The sequence below is a fragment of the Cloacibacillus sp. genome, from assembly GCF_020860125.1.
Lineage (GTDB): Bacteria > Synergistota > Synergistia > Synergistales > Synergistaceae > Cloacibacillus.
Genome location: NZ_JAJBUX010000047.1, coordinates 6,847 through 28,989, shown reverse-complemented (window position 1 = coordinate 28,989; position 22,143 = coordinate 6,847). Strand labels below are relative to the sequence as shown.

Below are 22,143 nucleotides of genomic sequence, written 5' to 3'. Positions count from 1 at the left end.
CAGTCTGCCGGATGGCTGGGGACGTTTGCTCTTAGATCGTATACTGCTGAAAAATTATCTCGATCCATACGATATAGATATTTTGCAGTGTCTTGCCATAACGTTAAACCTCCTGTTTTGTCTGTATATTGTACATTACCGACTATGAGGAGTTTTACACATTTTTTACGCACTACCCAAAAGAAAGCACAAATAGAGATGGAAACCAATATAGTTATCATACCAACGCCGCTATATTGCCTTGACCAGTTGCTTAATTCAATGCAAACACAGCTATCGTTACGAAATATACAGTTCAAGCCGCTTTTTACATGTGTGAACTGTCCGCAGGCCCTTTCCTCAATCGATAAGGCCTGTGGACAAAAGTTGAACCAAACTAAGGTTTAGGATATGCGGGCGGCTGTAATAAGGCCGCTTCCGCAGAGGATGTGTTTATATACCGTCACATATCCCCATGCGCGGCGACAAAGTCTGCATATAGCTGCGCAGGGCTTTCATACCAATACTTTGTGTCCTCTTTTTCAAGCATCGCATATGTAACTGAATTATAAAACTCTGCAACAGCGCGGTTCAGCGGCATATTTTTATCTTTGTTCAAACGTCTTGCGATCGCCGCGACTTTGTAGGGGATAAATATATGGACGTTCTCCTGTGTTATTTTAGGAATTCTTTTCATCTGATACGACCTCCTTTTCTCCCAGAAAACGCAGCTGTTTCACCGCCCTGTCAGTATGAAAGGAGATCTGATCGGCCAGGGCATATGTCCGCAGACGGCGTATCACTGTATCAAAGTCTATAAATCCCCCTTCAAACGCATTGATGCACGCGTAGACTCTGTCATTAGCCACAGCGCCCTGTACGATGTCGTAAGGGTGCGCGAAGCCGACGTCTTTTCTGTTATGCATGACAAAAGTCAACCAAGCGCGGCTTGGGCCTCTGAATTTCCGTATTTGCATGATCTTGGATTTAAAGATGCTTTCATCCAATTCATAGGAGGATATGTATCCCCGTGGAACGCCGTCACGTCTGCTTTTGATTTTCGACCATTTCGCCGCTTGCGCAAAACTGGTGGTGGTATAAAAACCACCGCCAAAATCAAGCTGCTGTCTGCTCAATGATAAATCAGGTTCAGGTACTTGAATTAATCCGCCATGGTAGAGTATCATCTTACAGCTCCGCGTTTTTTGAGATATAGTTCTATTTCATCTATGACATATTCAAGCGACTGTGTATGGAGCACGTCATAGCCGTCAATCAGATAGTCCAGCACGCCCTCTTTTTCAAACATGTTTGCGGCGTCGGCTCCTTTCATCGCATGTCTGACTTTATATGCTTCAATGCAGGATGAAACAAATTCCGCTTTTTTCTCAAGATTGTTCACGCCGCCCGCCTCCTCATAATGTGTATTAATCTCATAAAAATTATATCCTATTTTCAATAGATTCTCCTGCTGTTTTACACATATCCGTCATGGCTGTATATTTCGCCGCAAGAACGTTAAGTGGGTCAGAGTTGGATTTTCTGTCTTTAGACAAATTTGGATAAATAATCGCAGATTCGGCGTCCGGAAAAGCAGAAGTAAGTCTAACCAGGAGACGAGATTCAAAGCTAGGCGGCTAAGGTCTCGTCTCTTTTTTTGCCTCAGAGGATTGCTTCCTGTCTTTCGACATTCCGTTCACTCCCTCCAAAAGGGAAAGACCTTCACGCATCAGGCCCCTGTTTTGCCTGAGAAGTCCGTCAATTGTGATTATAACATGTTTTTGATAACAATAAGGATTTCAAGGTTGGAAGAGATGCAGGGTGTGCCGATAATTCTGAAGTCCCGGGAAATTATAAATAGTCGACACTGAAAAACGGTTCTTTTGGTTGTAGGAAATCATTGATGTCCAGTAATCGGCATAATATCCTCTTTTCTGCGGATTTTTTATACAAAGCAAAATATAAACAAAAGCTCTCATGTGGTTTAGGAGCCTTTTCAGGTTGTATTCACAAGCGTTGATTTCATCTCTTAAGCATTCTTTGTAAATAAGTCCTTGCCATTCCGTAGTCGATTTTCAAATAACCAATTATTGGCTATATGACATTTCGTCTCTTCCTCTTTTTCTTACACGACGCAGTCAATATCTGAACCTTTTCATTGTACGCTATTATTTCAGACTGTACGATACGTCTTTTTCTCAATTGGCTCACCAGCCATAATAGCTGCGTTCTTTATTTTTCAATGCCTTTTTTTCATTAGAATCGGCATGTTTTCTTTTTCCAAATACTTCGTCTTCTCTGTCCGATAGAGGGTCGATCCAATCCGCTTTTTTGAGCCCCCACTCTATCCACTCCTGCGGAAATTTTACATTATCTTTTGAGGACGCCATAGAGTTTAGGAATTCTCTTATCGTCTGAGCTGTCTTCCAGTCATTGGCAATATTAACGAGGGCATTAAATTTCTCGGCTTCATCGTTATATATTACTCTTAATTCTTCATCCTTTATCGCTTTTTGCTTTCTGCGTTCTTCCTCTGCGATAATGTCATTGTGAACAGTTGTTTTATAATGGCTGAAATAGATGAATTCTATAATGATTTCATCGATAATATCCTCAAGCTTGATATTGCGATGGTCGCTAAATATCTTAGCGCCAATGGAAAAACGCAGCTTACCGTTAAATATATGGTCATATTTTCTAATTCGAGGCTTACTTATATATGAATATTTTAGTTTTTCCTTATCATAGGTTTCAAGCTCTTTGACCTCTTTTGCCGTAAGTTCATGAGCTATCTGATCTTGTTTTTCAGTAACTAAGAAGTCTACGATTTCATTATCAACTGAAACCAGACATCCTATCTTAGGCGTTCCACCAACCTTCACCAGGGCATTATAGATAATATCCAACAGACTGATGACCCTGTTCAAAGAATCCTCGCCAATATATTCAGCTAAGTTTCTTGTTTCTGGATTAGATATATAATGATCAAGACGATAATGGGATTGTGCCTCATAACTCTGTAGTGAAATCTTGCTTTTCTCTCCTATTTTGTTCAACTTAAACCATTTTATAGCCAATTTTTTCTCCTGCTGCGCTATCTTATTGGATGGTTCATCAGTATATTTAATCTTTTGAGCCTGTGCCAATGCGTTGCTGCATATTTTTTCCACAGCCAGCCGTCTTTCTAAGTTTATAAAACTAAGTTTATTTTCTTTATCAAACACATAATTATCGGATTCCGCTTGCAAGGCATCCTCACTTTCTGCCTTTGTACCTATTTCATCCATAGCTTCATTTGCCAAAGGATGAGTTTCCTCTGCCATACCAATCTCTATATAGTCTTTATCAAAGTTATCCGGCAGCGGAGTTCTTTCTGGATTGCGGCCCAAACGTAATTTTGTCCAATATCCTCCAGAAGGGGTGGGAATATTGAGACTATTACAGATTTTCTTTAACTGTACCGTAGACAGTTGATATTTTAACGCCGTTTTGCTCAAAGTATCGGTCCATATATCATTATAAAGCTCTTTTCGCGTCAACCGAATCATAATTCTCCTCCTAAGTAATAGCCCGACATCTGGTTTATCCCTCTGAAAAGGTTGAATTACGCCCTGGCAAGAACATTTTCCAACTAAATCAATTATATATTATTTTAAAAATTTTCGCGCTTTTAAAATAACTATTTTCTCTATCTTTATATTTTGAATCCTGACTTCCCAAATACAACCCTTCTCAATCATAGAAACTTACATTGACATTGAACATTTGTAGATTTTTCAAACATACATTGCATAGTCTTGTCAGTAAGTCGTAAACAACAGATAAAACCACGAATCAACAAGATTGGCGTAGACACCCTGAGTTATATGTTTTTATTATGCTCGATGAGGGTAGTTGGGATTTAAAATCATAATGCACTTAGAGTAACATACAATAGCGTTAGCCATAATCTTTCCATAATATACTGCTGGAATGGCGGCAATTTTTATTGCAAACCTCTGCTACAATCAATATCATTATAGCTAGTATTTTAGCTAATTTTGACATAATTAATATTTTTAGCTAAAATATTAGCTATGAATATATCATTTTTTCAACATCATACTCCGCCTGAAATCACCCTTGCTCTTGCCGCTAATGTGCGTGCGCGCAGGAAGGAGAGGAAGCTCACGCAGAGCGGGCTGGCAAAGTTGTCTGGGGTAAGTTTGGGCTCCATCAAAAGATTTGAAAACGGAGGGGAGATTTCTCTGAAATCTCTGCTGAATATTGCCGTGGTGCTTGGCTGTGAAGAGGATTTTCTTTCTCTTTTTACGAAAAAGCATTATGCCTCTATAGAGGATGTCATAAATGAAAAAAGTTAAGGCGTTGTCTATCGGCTATAACGGCCGTCCGGTTGGGAGGCTTGCGCTGACTCCCGATGGCTTTTCCGCCTTTGAGTATAACAGCGACTGGCTGGCAGCCGGTTTTTTGATCAACCCTTTCAGCCTACCGTTAAAAGATGGTGTTTTTGTACAAAAGAGGCGCGAGCCATTCGAGGGCGGTTTTGGTATTTTCGCCGACAGTCTGCCGGATGGCTGGGGACGTTTGCTCTTAGATCGTATACTGCTGAAAAATCATCTCGATCCATACGGTATAGATATTTTGCAGCGTCTTGCCATAGTCGGGCGGGGTGGGATGGGCGCGCTCGTCTATGAACCGGAGATAAGTTTGGAAAGTGCCGTAGAAAATGACGACCTTGATCTGTTGGCAAGGTCATGTCAGGAGGTTCTCACCTGCGAGTCGCCACATAATCTGGACCTGCTTTTCAAGCTAGGAGGCTCGTCAGGAGGTGCAAGGCCCAAAATTTTAACGACGGTTGACGGAGAGGAATGGATCATCAAATTTCCAGCTTCCATGGATAGAGAAGATATAGGAGAAGAAGAATACCGCTATTCTCTTTGCGCGCGGGAATGCGGCATCGAAATGCCGGAGACCAGGCTTTTTCCCTCTAAGGTCTGCGGCGGGTATTTTGGCGTAAAGCGTTTTGACCGCGTTGTCTCCGGAGGAGAGAAGCGGCGCGTGCATATGGCTTCGGTAAGCGCTCTGCTGGAAACCAGCCACCGCGTTCCAAATCTGGATTATAATATGCTGATGAAACTCACCCTGGAACTGACAAGGGATTTTAATGAGGTAGAGCGGATGTTCCGCTTGATGTGCTTTAACGTATTCGCCCATAACAGGGACGATCATTCAAAGAACTTTACGTTTATCTTTGATGAGAGATGTAACAGTTGGCGGCTTTCGCCGGCTTATGATCTTACGTATAGTAATTCTATTGGGGGGGAACATGCCACGACCGTTGACGGCGAGGGGAAGAACCCTCGTATGGAGGATGTTTTATCCGTAGCTAGGAAGATTGGGCTAAATCTCAGAAAAGCACGCGCGGCGGCCGATGAAATCAAGGATAAAACTGAGATGTTGTTAAAGGACAGGGATTGAGCGTAATTGCATAATAATGCGGCCGGAGCGCGTTTATAGCGCGTTCTGGCCGCATGTATGTTGTGGCGTGTAATCCGATGTTACGTTTACAGGAACGAGCAGGTCGACGAGGCCGCGCCGTATTTGATGCCGCTGATCTCGTCCAGTTTCTGGACGTTGTGTACCGCGTTGATGTAGCGCAGCGTGCCGCTCTTTGCGCGCATGACCAGCGAGGAGGTCTCGATGCCCTCGCCGGAGTAGCGTACGCCTTTGAGCCAGTTGCCGTCGGTGACGCCGGTCGCCGCGAAGAAGACGTTCTCGCTTTTTACGAGGTCATTGAGATGGAGGACTTTATTGACGTCCATGCCCTTCTCTTTGCACTTCTCGCGCTCTTCGTCGTTGCGCGGCCAGAGTTTGCACTGCATATTGCCGCCGACGCATTTGAAGGCGCAGGCGGTGATGACCGCCTCCGGCGAACCGCCGACTCCCATGAGGAGGTCGATGCCGGCGTTGGGCTTGCAGGTCGAAAGGGCGCCCGCAACGTCGCCGTCGGGGATGAGGCGGATACGCGCATGGAGCGAGCGGATCTCTTTGATGAGCTCCTCGTGGCGCGGCCTGTCGAGGACGACGACTGTGACGTCTTCCACCGATTTTCTCAGCGCGCGCGCGACGGCCCGGATGTTGTCGGTCGGCGTGGCGTCGATGTTGATCGCGTGCGCCGCGTAGGGGCCGGTGGCAATTTTGTTCATGTAGAAGATGTGCTGCGGATCATAGAGGGTATCCCTCTCCGCGAAGGCCACTACGCTGACGGCGTTCGGCAGTCCGTTAGCGGTGAGGCGCGTGCCATCGATCGGGTCAACGGCTATATCGACCAGAGGTTCGCTTCCGCAGCCCAGCTTTTCGCCGTTGAAAAGCATCGGCGCTTCGTCTTTCTCGCCTTCACCAATAACAACTACTCCGTCCATGTTGACGGTATTGAGAATAAACCGCATCGCGTTGACCGCAGCTCCGTCAACGCCGTTCTTATCCCCGCGTCCCATCCAGCGGCCTGCGGCCATAGCGGCGGCTTCCGTCGCTCTGACCATTTCAAGCGCTAGGTTTCTGTCTGGTGCAGACATATAAAACCCCTCCATATTGTTATTTTGAGGCCGCAGCCACGCTCAGCTCCGGAAAGCGGCTGAATACCTCGTCTATGTGCTTTAAATAATACCCCAAATCAAACAAAGATTCCAGCTCGGAATCAGTCATTTTCGTTATTCTCGGGTCGGATTTAAGCAGTTCGAGCAGGGGGACCTTCTCGTTCCAGCAGCGCATGGCGTTGCTCTGAGCGATCGCGTATGCATCCTCGCGGCTGACGCCCTCTCTTTCGACTAGGGTGATCAGCACACGCCCCGAGAAAAGGAGGCCCTTTGTGATATCAATGTCCTCCATCATCTTGTCGGCGTTCACCACAAGGCCGCTCATTACCTTGATCATGATCTTCGTCATGTAGTGGGCAAGGTGGAAGGCATCGGGCCACATTACGCGCTCCACGGAGGAGTGGCTGATGTCGCGCTCATGCCAGAGGGCGATATCCTCAAGCGCCGGCACGGCAAATCCGCGCAGCAGGCGCGACATGCCGCAGACTCTCTCGCAGAGGATAGGGTTCTTTTTGTGCGGCATCGCGGACGACCCCTTCTGCCCCTTCTTGAAGGGTTCGAGCGCCTCAAGCACCTCTGTGCGCTGGAGGTGGCGGACTTCGAGCGCCAGACGTTCAAGAGTGCCGCCGAAGATGGCGAGGTCGGTGACGATACGCGTGTGGCGGTCTCTCTGGATGACCTGTGTGGAGACTGGGTCTATACCGAGGCCAAGCAGTTCGCAGACGCGCGCCTCTATCGCGGGCGGGCAGTTGGCGTATGTGCCGATGGCTCCCGATAGTTTGCCTACCATCATCTCTTTTTTCGTCTGTGTCAGGCGTTCGATGTCACGCCCCAGCTCGGCGTAATGGTTGAGCAGTTTAAGGCCGAAGGTGGTCGGCTCGGCGTGGATGCCGTGGGTACGCCCTGGGCAGGGCGTAAATCTGTACTCAACGGCCTTTTCGCCAAGTATTTTATGAAGTTTTTTGAGCTCGCCGAGGACTACGTCCATGCTCTCGCCGAGCAGGAGGGAGGAAGCGGTATCGATGACGTCGCTGCTTGTCAGTCCGAGGTGGACAAAGCGGCCAGATTCGCCGATAGTCTCGGCGACGCTCGACACGAAGGCGATGACGTCGTGCTGAGTCACCTCTTCTATCTCGCGGATTCGCTCAACGTTAAAACCGGCCTTTTCTTTGATGTTCTTGAAATCCTCGTCCGGCACTACCCCGGCCTCGTTCCAGGCCTGCGTCGCCGCAAGCTCGACGTCAAGCCAGCGGCCGAAGCGGTTCTCGTCGGTCCATATCTTTTTTATCTCCGGTGTTTCGTAACGCGGTATCATAAAGATTGCCTCCCTTTATAAATTGCTTTTATGTAAATTCGCGGCAGAGGCGTCAAACGGCTTTGCCTCTGCGATAAAATTGCCCTAGTTTTAGTAATGTCCATTATCAAGTACATGGGGCGGCACGGCGCGGACCTCTCTTTTCCAGTCCTCTCGTACCAGCTCCAGCCAGCAGTCGTAAGCGCCGCTTTTGAAATCAGGGAAGGTATAAAAAAAACTTTCCCAGCGCCCCTTGCGCCGGCAGAGGGTCACCTCGCAGAAGATACCGTCGCGCAGGTAGACGCGGTGGGCCTGCCCCTTCGTCGAGGCCAGCAGGAGCCTCGCCCCGTCGATCGTGCCTGGGTCGAGGTTCACGCGGCGGCTCTCGCCGGTCTCTTTCTCAATCCGACAGCTTGCGGTCTTCCAGTCCGGCAGCGCGGACATCGGCCAAAGCCCAGGATAGGAGAAGAATATCCTGTCCAGTTCGGGCGCGATATCCTCGTAGTAGTTGGTCCATACGAAGGGTATCCTTTCGCTGACACGCTCCGGCCTGCCCCAGATATTTTCCAGCAGTCCGCGCGTATGCTCATATACCGCCGTATCTCCCCGCGGAACGAGAAGGGCGACGATCTTTTTCACCAGCGGGTCGCGCGGGTGCCTCCCGTTATTCGTGATCTCCGGCATCAAGCAGCGTCTCCACAAAGGTGCGCGGGTCAAAGAGCTGGAGGTCGTCTATCCCCTCGCCAAGCCCCACGTAGCGTATCGGCATTTTCAGTCTGTCGGCAATAGCGATGACGATGCCGCCCTTGGATGTATTGTCAAATTTCGTTAGGACGACGCCCGTGATCGGCATCGCCTTGCTGAATGTCTCGGCCTGCATAAAGCCGTTCTGCCCCGTTACGGCATCCAGCACGATGAGCACCTCGGAGGGGCCCTCCGGTATTTCACGCTTGATGACGCGCGTGACCTTCGACAGCTCCTCCATAAGATTAGACTTAGTGTGGAGGCGTCCGGCGGTATCGGCGATGATCACGTCGTCGCCCGCGGCCTTGGCCGCCATTATTGAGTCGTAGACAACCGCGGCGGGGTCACTGTCCTGCGCCTGCGCGACGACGCGCACGCCGGCGCGTTCTCCCCAGGCTTTGAGCTGCTCGATCGCGGCGGCGCGGAAGGTGTCGGCGGCGGCCATTATCACATGCCGCCCCTGCGCCTTGAGCTGCGAGGCGAGTTTTCCGGAGGTGGTCGTCTTGCCGCTGCCGTTAACGCCGATCATGATCACGACGGAGGGTTTGCGAGAGAGGTCCAGCGGTTTTCCCATACCGGGCACCGCCTCAAGGCGGGAGATCAGGAGCTCCGCGAAGGCGGCCTTCAATTCACGTTTGTTCGTTATCCGGCGGTCAACCATCACCTGCTTGAGGTCGGCTATCAGCGCCTCGGTGGTATCTATGCCGACGTCGCCGAGGATCAGGTTCTCTTCCAGTTCATCCCAGAAATCGTCGGTCACCGGATCGTCGGAAAAAAGATTCGATACGCTCTGCGTCCATCTGTTGCCGGTGTTTTTAAGCTTATCGGCAAAGCTCTTAAATATCCCCATCCTTACGCCTCCGCCTTTGCGGCCGCCGCGTTGTCGCCGCCCTTTTTCGCGTTCGGACGGCGGCGGCGCTGGAAGTGGCGCTTCGGCCGTTCTTCACCGCCCGGAGCCGCCTTATCTTCCTTCGGCGGCCTGTTATCCGCAGCATTTTTCACCTTTTGTGGAGTTTCTTCACGAAGTCCCTCCTGCCCCTCGCTGACAGTCTGATTTTCGTGTTTCGGATGATGCTTTTTTCTCTTTTTATTTCCGCGAGGTCTCTGTTCCCCGTTTGTCTCGCCATCCTCTGAGCGCCGCTTACCGGCGTTTTCCTCCCGTTTAGGTTCAGAGGCGGCCCTTTCGTGGTGGCCGGCGCACTGCATACACTTCGGGAAGATATCCTGAATCTTGAGATCAGGCTCCTCGATCTCCTCTTCCGGCACCACCCATTCGCCGCCGGAGGTGACCACCTCTTTAAACTCGGCGAATTTATCCTTCGGGATCTTGACCTCTCCCTTGCCGACGATGAAACAGCGCAGGCTCTTTGTCGGCAGGTCGATACCGGCGACGATCACATTGCCGTTAGGCGTTTTTATCTTCGTGCCGGGGTTCGGAAATCCCTCCCATGCCTCGTGATAGGCCTCGTGCTCGTAGCACATGCAGCACATGAGCCTGCCGCAGATCCCCGATATTTTGGCGGGATTCAGCGCGAGGTTCTGCTCTTTCACCATTTTTATACAGATGGGGGCAAATTGGTTCAGCCAGTAGCTGCAGCAGCAGGGCTGGCCGCAGGGGCCGACGCCGCGGATGATCTTCGCCTCGTCGCGCACCCCAACCTGACGCAGCTCGATACGCGTCTTGAACTCGCGCGCGAGATCGCGCACATAGGCGCGGAAATCAACGCGCTGCTCAGATGAGAAATAAAAGAAAAGTTTGCGCTTCGCGCGGAGGAACTCCACGTCGATGAGCTTCATCTCCAGGTTATGGGGCTTCAGTAACTCCTTCGCCTCTTTGAGTATCCGGTCCTCCTCGGCGCGGTAACTACCGGCCGTCTCGATATCATCGTCGGAGGCAAAGGCCATAAAGGCGAGGTCCGTCACCACCGGCTCGGAATTTTTCGCCATCCCGTCGCCGTGTTCCGAGGCGTTGCGCAGCAGACGGTAGGCCGCCTCCTGTTCGGCGTTGATCTCCCCCACCGCGATGGCAAGCTCTTCGCCGCGCACCGATTCCACGATGAGCGTGGACCCCTTTTTTATCTCTCCGTCATACTCGACAAGCCCCAAATAACGGGGCTTACCATAAATTGCCAAGTATTTGTTCATTGGGAACTTCCTCCTTGAATAGAGCAAAAACCAAATCCTGTATCACCGGCACGGAGAGTCTTCTCTGCTCCATGAGGCGTATCAGCGAATCCAGCTCCGATGCCTTTATATAATCGTTCTTATCCACAAAATCGCGCACCCAGCCCTGCATCTCCAGATAGAGGATCTCGGGGCTCGGCTTGCGGCCCGAATCCATCCACTTCGCCCATTCCATCATATCTGCGGGCATCGGGTGGGATTTTAAAATTTCTTCGGGCAGATCTATATGTATCGACCAGATACGGCTCTTGATCGTCGGAATGAGGCTGTCCTCCTCCGACATAAAGAGAATGTTGCCATGTTCAGGAGGCTCTTCGGTGATCTTCAGGAGGCTGTTCGAGGCCTCGACCGAAAGCTTGCCCGCCATCCAGACGACGGCGAGACGGCGCTGCGAAGAGAGCGGATACAGCGCAAGCTCACCCTGCAGCCTGCGGCACTCGTCAATAGAGGGCGGAGCCGCCAACGTACCGGCATTTATCATATCGGGGTGCTTTCCATCATTCCAGAGGCTGTCATCCTTAAGCACCAGCCGTCCATACATTTCGGCGAAGGTCTCCTGCATGACATGAGGGATGGTAACCCCCACGGACTGAGGCGTCCGTCCGGAGGCCGCCGCGTTCGCCAGCTCACGCCAGCCCTGCGAGGACTCTATGAGGGCTACAGTCTCCTGGTTCACAGAGGGAGTCCCCTTTCAGCGAGGACGTCCTTCACCTGCGCAAAAATCTCCGCAGGGTTTCTGTCGCCGCATTCTATCACGGCCCAGCGCCGCGGCTCCATCTCCGCCAGCGAGCGATACCCTCTGTCAATCCTTTCCATGAAGGCAAGACCCTCACGTTCGAAAGAATCAGGTTTCCCGCGTTTTCCGACGCGGGAGAGCGCAAGCGCTGGCTCTATCTTGAAAAACAGCGTAACGTCCGGCTCCGGCAGCGCCGCGAGCTTCGCCATCTCCCACAGCGGCTCAAAAGGCATCCCCCTGCCCCACACCTGATAGGCGAGGGTGGAATCATGGTAACGTTCGCAAACGACATGGCGTCCCTCTGAGATGGCGGGCGAAATCACCCTCGCGGCGTGCTCGGTGCGGTCGAGCATAAACAAAAAGAGCTCGCTCCACGGATGACGCAGATCGCCGCTAAGCACGATATCGTGCAGCGTACCCCCGCCCTCCCAGCCGCCTGGTTCACGCGTGAGGACGGCTCCGCCCTCTTTATTCAAAAGCTCGAAGAGCAGTCTTGCCTGCGTGGATTTACCGCATCCGTCGATGCCCTCGAAGGTAATAAACATCACATCCACCGCCTTTACAATAGATAATCATAACATAATTCATGATAAAATTATCAGAGACTACTACTAATTTTACGCTAATCGGAGGCATGACGAATGTATGAACTTATCCAGACCGGAGAAAAAAGCTGGTATATAAAAAATCCCGCGAACGTCGGCGTCTACGCTCTCGGCGGCGGCGAGGTCTGCCTCATCGACGCCGGCAACGACAAAGAGGCCGGCCGCAAGATACTCAAAAAGGTGACGGAGGCGGGATGGCGGGTCTCCTGCATCATCAACACCCATTCAAACGCCGACCACGTCGGCGGCAATCAGTTCATCCAAAGCCGCACCGGCTGCCGCGTGCTCTCCACCGATATAGAAAACGCCATCGCGAGGCACCCGGAGCTTGAGAGCTCCCTTCTCTACGGCGGCTATCCCTACGCCGAGCTGCGCAATAAATTCCTGCTGGCCAAACCAACGGAGAGCACCGAGGACATAGAATCGGCGCTGCCGCCGGGGCTTGAGATAATAAAGCTCCCGGGACACTACTTAGACATGATCGGGATCATGGCCGACGACGGGACCTGCTTCCTCGCCGACGCGATTTTCAGCGCCGATATCATTACAAAGTACCACATCATATTCATCTACGACGTGGCAAAATTCCTCGCGACGCTCGAAATGCTGGAGGGGCTGGAGGCAAAAATATTCATCCCCGCGCACAACGAGGCGACGACTGACATCAAAGAGCTGATCGCCGTCAACCGCGCAAAGGTACACGAGATCGCGGCGCTCATCTGCGACATCTGCGCCGCGCCCAAGAGCTTTGAGCGGATACTGAAAGAGGTCTTCGATCACTACAGCCTGACGATGGACCACAACCAGTATGTGCTTGTCGGAAGTACGATAAAGTCATACCTGTCATGGCTGCACGACGGCGGCAGGCTGAATATAGAATTTATCGATAATGAGATGCTCTGGAGCAGGGGGAAATAATGCCAATGTCAAATATGATACGGTAAAACTGTTTAGGCTAATATCCTTTCACAGATAGTCATCCAGATATTGCCGTATTGGCAGAGAAAACGGCGTCCGTTGACAATTTATGTTAATAGCGGAAGCAATGTTTTACCTTCCTTATTCGCGGTACTGGTACGATGACCGTACCGCAGTTTTTCAAAACATGCTCATGGTACGGTCTATGGTACGGTACTTTTCTGGATTGTGTCAATATCGTCTGGATTATACCGGACAATTGAAAGACAAATTTTATTGGTATCACTGATTTTTTTGTATGATTTGGATTTGTTTGTAACCGTATGTTCTATATGGCGGAGGCGTGTGGGAACCTGCAATAATTAAAAATAATTAGTAATACTAATATTACAAATACTTATATTTTATGTTGTATCCGGTATTATCTCCGGCAATACATTTTATGTACTTATTAATAATTTTATTAACTTAACTACATTAACCCATTCATACGTAATAACATTATACGGCATACTAACTCCTAAATTAAGGCCCAGCTGCTTGATTATTATCATTTACCACCGTGTAATTTCATATTTAGCACTTTTCAATTATATAAAAAAAACAGATAATGCTTATATCGTCATGATTAGGAGAGAATGGAATGAAAGATTACAACGAAGTCGATATTCATAAATTTATTGACTATTACGATTCATATCAACCTGGTGTGTATGCTCTTTTTTTAAAAGAACATAGAGGCTTGTACTTCTTCGGGATAAAAAATCCTAAAGTAATGAAGTTAATACAGTTAAAAATTATGCATTACGATTCAATACATCACATAGGTCCTCTGCTATATATTGGAAAAACAGCAAGAACTATAAAGTCAAGGATAGAAGAACATTTTTCTATAACGCCAAAATCTACATTGAGACGAACAATTGCTTCTATAATGGGATTTAAATCTTTTAAAATAATTTATAATAATAAAATATCTTATGAAGTAGATGAACAGTCGAATATTATTATTACAAATTGGCTAAAGAAATACTCCTATTTTAAAATATATGAAACTAATACTCCCAAGCTGATTGAGGAAAAATACATCGGTAAGTACCAACCGCCTCTTAATATTGAGGATTGCAATAATGGAGAATTAACAACACTCCTATCTAGCTGCAGGAAAATTTTTAGAGATAGTGCTCAAAATTAAAATTCAACCCAGGCAGGCACCACCAATCTAGCTCTTTCCTCGCCGACGCAAGCGTTTTCTCCTGCTCTTTACTTAGCGGCCCATAGACGCTTTCAAGCCATTGGATTGTACGGCAAAGATTTTTCAGGGAATCAACTGACTTGAGGCTGGCTGCCTCCTGCTTTTGATAGCCGATTATATCGGCCTGCTTTCTTGTAAGTTTATGAATTGATTCGCCGTATTTTGCAGAAGCCGCACTCAGCTTTACGTAGGAGGCGGCAAGCAGTGATATATTTTCCTGTCCCTTGCAGACAAGGCTGATTTCATTGTTCATTTCGTTAAGATGCTTCGTAGCTTCATTTATTGACGTTCCGAATGTACTGTCGCATTTTCCCTGCAGCTCAACAGCGAGCTGATATAAGCTTTGAGCCAATATACTTCACCTTCTTTCATATAACGTGATAGAATATTCAGATAAGGGGGATGGCAGAGATGGCATTTAGGACTTGTCTTGCCGAATCTACAGGACTTAAGAAATATTTTCTTTGGATTTTGTTTGCAGCCTATCTGATTCTTAGTTGTTTCTTCCATTTGGCCCGGTTTATAGCCTACAATTTAGGCACAATAGTAAAATATCTATTTGCGCTGATATTTTTTTTATTTATTTCTTCGCAGTTTTTTAATAGAGCAATTACTCCAAAAACTATCCCCATAAAGTAACAGACCGCCTTACGACGGTCTGTTACTTTGCTGGTCTACCTCTTCAAATATTTTACCCAGTTCGCGCAGTGTCAGCGAATAAAAATATTGTATGGAAGTATAGGTCAAACGCGCCAGGTAGACCGCGATCGACCGGATTGTTTTGGCAGGGTCTATCTCTTGCCTTAGTCCTGCCCTAATAAAAAACGCTGGCAGTAAAGCGTGATGCGTGAGAAATCTGCCATTGGCAACCCCGCAATAAAGTCAGGCTTGACTCCCGCAAGCGTCGCTGCAAAAAATGACTGAAATTTTTTATTGAGTTCACAAGGACCGGTTATTGAGTTACCCATTCCTTCAAAAAGGTCCTAAGCACGTACGACATCCCCGCCGGTAGCGGCCGAGAATGGCAGCGGAATCGAGAAAACCTCCGCCCCTTTCTCAAATTGATAAGGCTTTGACAACAGGTAGACGCCACTTTTTATGACCTCTTCATAGCTTGAGGGTACTGTCGGTTTATCTTTTTTTTCGCTCATAGTTTAGCCCTTTCCTAGGTAAGCATCAAAAATACCGCACCAGTAAATTAAGTCAAAAAGCTCGTAAACTCCTTTCATCAAGCAGCACAGAAGGGAGCAGTTTTATGATCGAGAGCATTAATAAAGAGATATATATTGTCTACGGAGCTACGGATATGCGTAAGGGGGTCGATGGTCTGGCTGCCATCGTAAATCACAGGCTTGTCTGTGATTTCAGTGGTGTGTCTATGTTTATCTTCTGTAATAAGAGCCGTAACAGGGTGAAGATCATCGAGTGGGACGACGATGGTTTCTGACTGTATCAGAAGAGGCTTGAACGCGGTACTTTTCCATGGCCCGCGGAGGGGAGTGTGAAGAGGATGGTCATCACTAAAGGATGAATTTTCTTGTCTGTTTTCAGGCATGAAGCTACGCCGCAGACTCAGTATGGACGAGGTTTTTCCCGAGGTGACGGCGTAAGGTAATAGTCGAAAATAGCAAGACGTTGGTATTGATGTAACTAAGGCGTATTTTCCTGTATCATAATCTTATGGAAGAGCTTATACGGGAACTGGAAGAGTTAAAGAATAAATATGCGGAGCTTGAGGAAAAAGAATTCCGGTCTTGAGCTTGAACGACAGAAGCTGGAGAAGAAGGTCGCTTATTATGAAGAGTGCATAAGGCTGAGCCGTCACAGGCATTATGCCAGTTCGAGCGAGAAAAGCGAAGCGGATTCCTGTCAGCTTCTTCTTTTTGACGAGGTGGAAAATGAGTCAGACGTCAAAAAGCCGGAGCCCATAGTTTGTGAGATAACATATACAAGAAGGAGCCGTAAAGCCGGAGGATGATTTTGATGGTCTCCCCACGGAGAGAGTGGAATACACCCTTTCGGAAGAAGAGCAGTCATGTCCGGAATGCGGCAGTAAAATGCATCTTATAGGATACGATGAAAGACGCGAGATAGATATCATCCCAGCCAGCGTAAAGGTCGTGGTCCATGCCCAGGGAATATACGGCTGCCGCAGATGCGAGAAAGAAAACACGCATGTACTGGTAAAAAAGGCAGAGGTTCCTGCTCCAGTGATAAAGGGAGGCGCTGCCTCCGCGTCGTCTATAGCACACATCATGACACAGAAATACATGCAGGGAGTGCCCGTTATACCGCCAGGAGCTCTCGTTCATCAAAGAGGGAATAAAGCTTAGCAGGCAGACGATGGCGAACTGGCTTCTGCGTGCAGGAAAAGAGTGGCTGTACCCGCTATACAAAGAAATGCGCCGTAAACTTCTGGAAGAAGAGATACTCCATGCTGATGAAACAGAGATACAGGTACTGCGGGAACCCGGAAGGGCCTCACGTACCCAATCCTGCATGTGGCTGTACCGTAGCGGAAAACACTCCGCTAACCCCGTCGCCTTATTCCAATACCAGGAGACCCGTTCAAGCTCACACCCCATAAAATTCCTCAATGGCTTCAGAGGCTGTCTGCACACAGACGGCTATTATATGGCAGACTCGGTGCAGATATTCGCCGCTGTGGCTGCTGGGCCCATGTGAGAAGAAAATTTCACGAAGGAATACAGGCGGTCCCACAAGAAGAACAACCGACCTGCGCCTCACAAAAAGGACTTGAATACTGCGACAGACTCTTCGCTCTTGAACGTGACTATACAAAACTGACGCTGGAAGAACGTCGTGTCAAAAGACTAGAACAAAGCAAGGCAATAACGGATGCCTTATTCGCGTGGGGCTTGCCCCCCTGCCCTTCCCAAATCGGTCCTAGGAAGGTCACTGCACTATGCCCTTGAACAGAGGCTGTTACTTGAGACCTTCTACCTTGACGGCAGATTAGAAATCTCCAACAACATGGCGGAACGAAGCATAAAACCATTCGTCATAGGCAGAAAAAACTGGCTCTTTTCCTGCTCTCCCAAAAGAGCGGAAACCAGCGCGGTAATCTACTCAATAAATAATAGAGACGGCAAAAGAGAACCACCTCAAACCATACGAATACCTCAAATACATCCTTGAAAACATGCCCAACACGGCACCGGAGCGATACCATACCATCCTGCCCTGGAGCAAAGAGCTTCCATGTCACTGCAAATTGAAAGGCCAGCTGGATTCAACGGCCGGCGACAACGACGAATCCTGTGACTTTGCTTCCTGTGCTGGACTCAACGACTCTGAAAACTGATAGATAATACAATGGATTTGCTTATTGGCGTAGGTACGGTAGTTTTGACGCTTACTTTTGGCGCTTACCTTTATTACGACAGACCAAAGCGTGATTTAATATGATAAAAACGTTGGCAGCTATCGATTCGCAGATAGCCGTTCGGATACTGAGCGTAGCATCATTCCGTCACGATACATACTTCTTTATAATTTACATGTAATCAGCGATGACAACAGTTTGGCAAGAAGAGATAATTTAAAATAAAACGACAAGAAGATAACTACTTACTGCCGCGCATTTTATAATTTGGCGGAGGCGTGTGGGAATCGAACCCACCTGGACGGGCGTTACCCACCCACACCGGATTTGAAGTCCGGGCCCAGCACCAGCTGAAACGCACCTCCGAATCGACGCAGTAAAGTCTAGCAGAAAGTCGGCCTCGCCGCAATCATTATTTGCACAAAAGATGTATGTTCCGCCGTTTTTTTACACATGTTATACTTAAAAAAACGATTTTCAGGAGGAAAAAAGAGATGGCGGTCAGTATTCTGAATAATGTCATCGGGCCAGTTATGCCCGGTTCTTCGAGCTCGCATACTGCGGGGCCCTATCATATCGCGAAGCTCTTCCGCGGCTTTGCGGGCGCTTTGCCCAAAAGGGCCGTCTTTACGTTCGCCCCCGGGAGTTCCATCGCCGAGTGTTACCGGGATCAGGGCTCGGACTTGGCGCTTGTTATGGGCATTCTCGGGCTGCCGCTGACGGACGTTCGTTTCGAAGATGCGCTGTCTATCTTTCCATCCTTCGGCATTGAGATAGAATTTATAATAGAGGACTTTGCGGGAGCGCGCCACCCAAACAGCATAATGATAGAGGCGGATATGGGAGGCGGCGGTTCTCTTCGCGCCGTAGCCGACTCCACAGGCGGTGGCGCCTTTATTCTCCACTCCCTGAACGGCTGTCACGTGGAGATTGCCGGCGACGCCTATTATTTATTCGCCGAATCGGATCAGCCTCTGCCTGACGGCCTGTTAGGCGAATTCAGCAAAGTCACTAAACAAGACAACTGCCTGTTGCTCGCCTCTCCCTATGAGATACCTTGTGAGCTTGTCGACAGACTGCGCGCCGCTCCGGGGGTAATCGCCGTCAGGAGCGCGGAACCGGTCTTTTATCCCATTCGCGGCAAAGCGCTCTACAAAGATGGACGCGGGATGATCGAATTCGCGCGGACTCATTCGCTTTCACTCGGCGAAGCCGCGCTTGAATACGAATCGGCGCTGCTTGATATGCCAAAAGAGGAGCTTAATCAGGAGATGGAGCGGCGTCTTGCGGTGATGGAGCGGGCCGTTGAACTGGGGCTCTCTAAGGATTCGCCGCCGATGTCGCTGCTTTCGCCGACTGCGGGGGAGATAATGGCGGCGGAGGCTGCGGGAAGGCTCGCGCTTGGCGGCATCCATACGCGGGCGGCGGCGCGCGCGATGGCGGCGATGCAGGTAAACAGCGGACAGGGCATCGTCTGCGCCGCGCCGACCGGCGGCTCGGCGGGCGTCCTGCCTGGCGTCGTCGTCACTATGCTTAAGGATATGAATATTACGCGCGCCGATGTGGTGCGCGCGATGTGGGCCGCGGGTGCGACGGGCTGGGTGCTCGGCGAACATGGCACCTTCGCCGCGGAGGTCTGCGGCTGTCAGGTGGAGATCGGCGCGGCGGGCGCGATGGGCGCGGCGGCGGTCGTGGAGATGGCGGGAGGCTCGGCGGCGCAGTGCTGCGACGCGGCGGCGGTGATGTTCCAGAACGCGATGGGATTGGTCTGCGACCTCGTGCAGGCGACCGTGGAGATACCCTGCCACACGAGAAACGCCTCTTTCGCCTCACAGGCCTTTATCTGCGCGGACCTGGTGCTCGGGGGTTACCGCAATCCGGTGGGCATCGACAGCACGGTAGAGGCCGTATGCGCCACCGGCAGGATGATGCCCTGTGAGCTTCGCTGTACATCGCTCGGCGGCATGGCGGTGACTGAAGAGGCTTTGGCGATGAAGAAGAGAAGATGAGTATCAGGGCAAACACATCGATAGCTGGCATACGCTGGCCTCTAAGCCTGTGCACAGCGGCTTGTCCTGTTTTATACCCCGCACAAAACAAAAATAAGATTCCAAGCCGCTAGATGCCGGGTCAAGCCCGGCATGACAAGACAAACATAAACCGTAATTTATTTAGCTTCTGACTTTACTGACGCGTCTACCCTGAGATGAATATTGGGATATTTGACGTTTCTGATACTTAATAACTCCGCACACAAAAAGCGGCGCGATGAAGGCCTGACTTACCCCTTGCGCCGCTTTTTCTTACAAAATTTTATCTTTAGAATACGTAATCCAGTATCAGTTCGCGCCGCTCGGCCTTTTCGGAGACGCTCCAGCAGTCCGTAAGATATTTCATCGCCTCGGCTAGTTTTGTATCGTCGTTGTAGAGCAGCTCTATCACCGTATCGCCGACGGAGACGGCGTCGCCTACCTTTTTCATGAGATGTACCGACACGGCATGGTCTATCTTGTCGTCAAGCTTCATACGGCCGCCGCCGAGCGCTCGCAGCGCCTCGCCGACGGAGAGCGCGTCCAGCTTCGAGATGTATCCCATTTTCGAACTTTTGATCAGGAAGCTCTTCCGCGCCCGCGGCAGGACCTCAAGCGGCCGCCGGACGACTTCGGGGTCGCCGCCCTGCGCCGTGATTATCTCGGCGAATTTTTTCAGCGCCGAACCGTCGTCGAGGGCGCGTTCGGCAATTTTCGCCCCCTCCCGCGCGTCTTTCGCGACGGAGGCGACGGCGAGCATCAGTCCGCAGAGCGTTACGCATAGTTTCCTCGTATCGGCGGGGCCGCGTCCGCTCAGGACCTCCACCGCCTCAAAGACCTCGGAGGCGTTGCCCACCCATTCGCCAAGCGGCTGTTCCATGTCGGTTATCGCGGCGACGGCGCCTTTGCCAAGTTTTTTCGACACTTTGACAAGGTTTTCTGCAAGCACCGCGGCGGCCTCACGGTCTTTCATGAAGGCTCCGCTGCCGCATTTCACGTCAAAGACGTAGCCGAAGGCGCTGCCCGCGAGTTTTTTGCTGACGATGCTCGCGGTGATGAGCTCCGTGGAGGGAACGGTCCCCGTCACGTCGCGCAGCTTGTAGAAGCGTCCCTCCGCGGGGGCCAGCTGCTTTGAGTGGCCGGAGATGGCGCAGCCTATGCGGCGCACCTGCGCGAGAAATTCATCCGGTTCAAGATGCATCCGCATCCCCGGAATGGACTCCAGCTTATCGACCGTACCGCCCGTGAAGCCCAGCCCGGGGCCGGAGAGTTTGGAGACGGAGGCGCCGCAGGCCGCTGCGAGCGGCAGAAGGATCAGGGTAGCCTTATCCCCAACGCCGCCGGTGCTGTGTTTGTCGACGATATGAAGGTCGGCGGGGAATGAATAGCTCTCCCCCGACTTCGCAAGGGCCTCGGTAAAGTACATCGTCTCGTCACCGTCCAGCCCGTTGAGGAAGGCCGCCATCAGCCAGGCGGACAGCTGGTAGTCCGGAGTTTCGCCGGCCATCAGCTTGGCGATCAGCTCGTTAAATTCGTCTCTGCCGTGGCGTCCTTTGTCACGCTTTCTCTCGATAAATTCGATTATATTGAACATCATAGACGCACCTCCTCGATGAATGCCTCTATCAGCCGCGCCACAGACTCGCCTGCCTTGGACATCGTCTCCAGGACCTCCTGGTGGGTCAGCTTTTCAGAGGTGATCCCCGCTGCGTAGTTCGCGGCGCAGGAGATGCCGAGCACACGGATGCCCATGTGGTTCGCGGCGATCACCTCTGGCACGGTGGACATTCCCACGATGTCGGCGCCGAAGCTCCGCGCCATGCGTATCTCGGCGGGCGTTTCAAAGGAGGGGCCGCTGAAGGCGATATAGACTCCGCGCCGCAGCGCGATCCCCTCCTGCGCGGCGACGTGCTCCAATATACGCAGGAATTCTTTGTCATAGGCCGCCGTCATATCTGGGAAACGCGTGCCCCAGTCGTCGTTGTTCACGCCGATGAGCGGATTGGTCCCCATGTAGTTGATATGATCCTCGATGGCGACGATGGAACCGGGTGCGATATCGGTATTTACAGCGCCGGAGGCGTTCGTCACGACGAGGGCCTTTATCCCCAGCTGTCCGAGGACGCGCACCGGGAAGGTGACCTCTGCCATCGTGTAGCCCTCGTAGTAATGGACGCGTCCCTGCATTGCCGCTACCGGCGTGCCGCGCAGATATCCGAGCAGGAGTTTGCCCTCGTGTCCGGGAGCCGTTGAACGCGGCCAGTAGGGTATCTCTTCGTAGGGGATGATCTCCGGGCGCTCCAGCTGCTCAGCTATGCGTCCAAGCCCCGACCCCAGCACGATCGCAGCCTGCGGCCGTATGGCGCTTCTTCTCTCAATATACCGCAGCGCTTCGTCTACCTTGTCCCAGTGATACATATGTCACTCCTCCTCATATCAAGCTGATTATAATAATT

29 protein-coding genes and 1 tRNA gene are annotated in these 22,143 nt (G+C 50.6%); 12 read left to right on the top strand and 18 right to left on the bottom strand.

Going from position 1 to position 22,143, the window contains the following annotated elements; genetic code table 11:
* From LIO98_RS06300 to LIO98_RS06280, 5 genes are all read right to left on the bottom strand, one after another.
* Nucleotides 1-221, bottom strand: a 221-nt coding sequence (locus LIO98_RS06300; protein ID WP_291954321.1) for a hypothetical protein, incomplete at its 3' end; no start/stop codon positions are given.
* 221 nt (nt 222-442) lie between these two features.
* Complete coding sequence (locus LIO98_RS06295) at nt 443-676, bottom strand: hypothetical protein (protein WP_066745269.1); 234 nt, start codon at nt 674-676, stop codon at nt 443-445.
* Nucleotides 660-1,166, bottom strand: coding sequence for a DUF3990 domain-containing protein (locus tag LIO98_RS06290; RefSeq protein WP_291954318.1), 507 nt, complete (start codon nt 1,164-1,166; stop codon nt 660-662). Before LIO98_RS06290 ends, LIO98_RS06295 begins: the two co-directional genes overlap by 17 nt.
* Nucleotides 1,163-1,381, bottom strand: coding sequence for a DUF3791 domain-containing protein (locus LIO98_RS06285; RefSeq protein WP_291954315.1), 219 nt, complete (start codon nt 1,379-1,381; stop codon nt 1,163-1,165). Before LIO98_RS06285 ends, LIO98_RS06290 begins: the two co-directional genes overlap by 4 nt.
* Nucleotides 1,382-2,186: 805 nt before the next feature.
* The gene (locus LIO98_RS06280; RefSeq protein WP_291954312.1) at nt 2,187-3,527 is read right to left on the bottom strand and encodes a hypothetical protein; all 1,341 of its coding nucleotides are present in this window, start codon (nt 3,525-3,527) and stop codon (nt 2,187-2,189) included.
* Nucleotides 3,528-4,055: 528 nt separating this feature from the next.
* Here LIO98_RS06280 and LIO98_RS06275 point away from each other — a divergent pair.
* Nucleotides 4,056-4,340 (top strand): helix-turn-helix transcriptional regulator, encoded by a 285-nt coding sequence (locus tag LIO98_RS06275; RefSeq protein ID WP_291954309.1) that lies wholly within the window; start codon nt 4,056-4,058, stop codon nt 4,338-4,340.
* Nucleotides 4,327-5,457, top strand: a complete 1,131-nt coding sequence (locus tag LIO98_RS06270) for a type II toxin-antitoxin system HipA family toxin (protein WP_291954306.1) — start codon at nt 4,327-4,329, stop codon at nt 5,455-5,457. The genes LIO98_RS06275 and LIO98_RS06270 overlap by 14 nt, the downstream gene beginning before the upstream one ends.
* Before the next feature lie 86 nt (nt 5,458-5,543).
* On the opposite strand, the gene glpX is transcribed toward LIO98_RS06270, so the two are convergent.
* From glpX to tmk, 7 genes are all read right to left on the bottom strand, one after another.
* Nucleotides 5,544-6,554: a class II fructose-bisphosphatase gene (gene glpX / locus LIO98_RS06265; RefSeq protein WP_291954304.1), complete on the bottom strand. Its 1,011-nt coding sequence runs from the start codon at nt 6,552-6,554 to the stop codon at nt 5,544-5,546.
* Between the two features lie 19 nt (nt 6,555-6,573).
* Entirely contained in the window at nt 6,574-7,890 is a 1,317-nt protein-coding gene (purB, locus tag LIO98_RS06260) for an adenylosuccinate lyase (protein ID WP_291954301.1), read from the bottom strand.
* Nucleotides 7,891-7,980: 90 nt separating this feature from the next.
* On the bottom strand, nt 7,981-8,553 hold the full coding sequence (locus LIO98_RS06255; protein WP_291954299.1) for a DUF4416 family protein: 573 nt from the start codon (nt 8,551-8,553) through the stop codon (nt 7,981-7,983).
* Nucleotides 8,534-9,463 (bottom strand): signal recognition particle-docking protein FtsY, encoded by a 930-nt coding sequence (gene ftsY, locus LIO98_RS06250; protein ID WP_291954296.1) that lies wholly within the window; start codon nt 9,461-9,463, stop codon nt 8,534-8,536. The genes LIO98_RS06255 and ftsY overlap by 20 nt, the downstream gene beginning before the upstream one ends.
* Nucleotides 9,464-9,465: 2 nt before the next feature.
* Nucleotides 9,466-10,758 carry a regulatory iron-sulfur-containing complex subunit RicT gene (gene ricT, locus LIO98_RS06245; RefSeq protein WP_291954293.1) on the bottom strand — a complete coding sequence of 431 codons (1,293 nt, stop codon included), beginning with the start codon at nt 10,756-10,758 and terminating at the stop codon, nt 9,466-9,468.
* A complete protein-coding gene (locus LIO98_RS06240; protein WP_291954291.1) occupies nt 10,730-11,473 on the bottom strand; it encodes a hypothetical protein in 744 nt (247 codons plus the stop codon). Before LIO98_RS06240 ends, ricT begins: the two co-directional genes overlap by 29 nt.
* Entirely contained in the window at nt 11,470-12,078 is a 609-nt protein-coding gene (tmk, locus tag LIO98_RS06235; protein ID WP_291954288.1) for a dTMP kinase, read from the bottom strand. The genes LIO98_RS06240 and tmk overlap by 4 nt, the downstream gene beginning before the upstream one ends.
* A 96-nt stretch (nt 12,079-12,174) precedes the next feature.
* Between tmk and LIO98_RS06230 the strand changes: the two genes are divergently transcribed.
* Both LIO98_RS06230 and LIO98_RS06225 read left to right on the top strand, forming a co-directional pair.
* Nucleotides 12,175-13,056: an MBL fold metallo-hydrolase gene (locus tag LIO98_RS06230; protein ID WP_291954285.1), complete on the top strand. Its 882-nt coding sequence runs from the start codon at nt 12,175-12,177 to the stop codon at nt 13,054-13,056.
* 643 nt (nt 13,057-13,699) lie between these two features.
* A complete protein-coding gene (locus LIO98_RS06225; protein ID WP_291954282.1) occupies nt 13,700-14,251 on the top strand; it encodes a GIY-YIG nuclease family protein in 552 nt (183 codons plus the stop codon).
* On the opposite strand, the gene LIO98_RS06220 is transcribed toward LIO98_RS06225, so the two are convergent.
* The 3 genes from LIO98_RS06220 to LIO98_RS06210 form a co-directional block, all read right to left on the bottom strand.
* Complete coding sequence (locus tag LIO98_RS06220) at nt 14,229-14,663, bottom strand: hypothetical protein (RefSeq protein ID WP_291954280.1); 435 nt, start codon at nt 14,661-14,663, stop codon at nt 14,229-14,231. The two genes, LIO98_RS06225 and LIO98_RS06220, sit on opposite strands and share 23 nt — an antisense overlap.
* Before the next feature lie 451 nt (nt 14,664-15,114).
* On the bottom strand, nt 15,115-15,279 hold the full coding sequence (locus LIO98_RS06215) for a phage tail assembly protein (RefSeq protein WP_291954278.1): 165 nt from the start codon (nt 15,277-15,279) through the stop codon (nt 15,115-15,117).
* Between the two features lie 15 nt (nt 15,280-15,294).
* Entirely contained in the window at nt 15,295-15,462 is a 168-nt protein-coding gene (locus LIO98_RS06210) for a hypothetical protein (protein WP_291954274.1), read from the bottom strand.
* 104 nt (nt 15,463-15,566) lie between these two features.
* Between LIO98_RS06210 and tnpB the strand changes: the two genes are divergently transcribed.
* The 7 genes from tnpB to LIO98_RS06190 all read left to right on the top strand — a co-directional run bounded on the left by tnpB (nt 15,567) and on the right by LIO98_RS06190 (nt 17,636).
* A complete protein-coding gene (tnpB, locus tag LIO98_RS06205) occupies nt 15,567-15,758 on the top strand; it encodes an IS66 family insertion sequence element accessory protein TnpB (RefSeq protein ID WP_291954272.1) in 192 nt (63 codons plus the stop codon).
* 285 nt (nt 15,759-16,043) lie between these two features.
* Nucleotides 16,044-16,289, top strand: a complete 246-nt coding sequence (locus tag LIO98_RS06200; RefSeq protein WP_291954270.1) for a hypothetical protein — start codon at nt 16,044-16,046, stop codon at nt 16,287-16,289.
* A 25-nt stretch (nt 16,290-16,314) separates the two neighbouring features.
* The gene (locus tag LIO98_RS06195) at nt 16,315-16,644 is read left to right on the top strand and encodes an IS66 family transposase zinc-finger binding domain-containing protein (RefSeq protein WP_291954268.1); all 330 of its coding nucleotides are present in this window, start codon (nt 16,315-16,317) and stop codon (nt 16,642-16,644) included.
* Nucleotides 16,622-16,996, top strand: coding sequence for a transposase (locus LIO98_RS15400; RefSeq protein WP_363304064.1), 375 nt, complete (start codon nt 16,622-16,624; stop codon nt 16,994-16,996). The genes LIO98_RS06195 and LIO98_RS15400 overlap by 23 nt, the downstream gene beginning before the upstream one ends.
* Complete coding sequence (locus tag LIO98_RS15395) at nt 16,900-17,247, top strand: transposase (RefSeq protein ID WP_363304062.1); 348 nt, start codon at nt 16,900-16,902, stop codon at nt 17,245-17,247. The genes LIO98_RS15400 and LIO98_RS15395 overlap by 97 nt, the downstream gene beginning before the upstream one ends.
* Nucleotides 17,171-17,470, top strand: coding sequence for a transposase (locus tag LIO98_RS15390; RefSeq protein WP_363304047.1), 300 nt, complete (start codon nt 17,171-17,173; stop codon nt 17,468-17,470). The genes LIO98_RS15395 and LIO98_RS15390 overlap by 77 nt, the downstream gene beginning before the upstream one ends.
* Entirely contained in the window at nt 17,409-17,636 is a 228-nt protein-coding gene (locus LIO98_RS06190) for a transposase domain-containing protein (protein ID WP_363304059.1), read from the top strand. The genes LIO98_RS15390 and LIO98_RS06190 overlap by 62 nt, the downstream gene beginning before the upstream one ends.
* A 289-nt stretch (nt 17,637-17,925) precedes the next feature.
* Here the strand turns inward: LIO98_RS06190 and LIO98_RS06185 are convergent.
* Nucleotides 17,926-18,022, bottom strand: a tRNA-Sec gene (locus LIO98_RS06185).
* Nucleotides 18,023-18,151: 129 nt separating this feature from the next.
* Between LIO98_RS06185 and LIO98_RS06180 the strand changes: the two genes are divergently transcribed.
* A complete protein-coding gene (locus tag LIO98_RS06180) occupies nt 18,152-19,666 on the top strand; it encodes an L-serine ammonia-lyase, iron-sulfur-dependent, subunit alpha (protein WP_291954266.1) in 1,515 nt (504 codons plus the stop codon).
* Between the two features lie 310 nt (nt 19,667-19,976).
* Here the strand turns inward: LIO98_RS06180 and LIO98_RS06175 are convergent, their stop codons facing one another.
* A complete protein-coding gene (locus tag LIO98_RS06175) occupies nt 19,977-21,284 on the bottom strand; it encodes a thymidine phosphorylase (protein WP_291954262.1) in 1,308 nt (435 codons plus the stop codon).
* Nucleotides 21,281-22,105, bottom strand: coding sequence for a purine-nucleoside phosphorylase (locus LIO98_RS06170; protein WP_291954260.1), 825 nt, complete (start codon nt 22,103-22,105; stop codon nt 21,281-21,283). Before LIO98_RS06170 ends, LIO98_RS06175 begins: the two co-directional genes overlap by 4 nt.
* Nucleotides 22,106-22,143 lie beyond the last annotated feature (38 nt).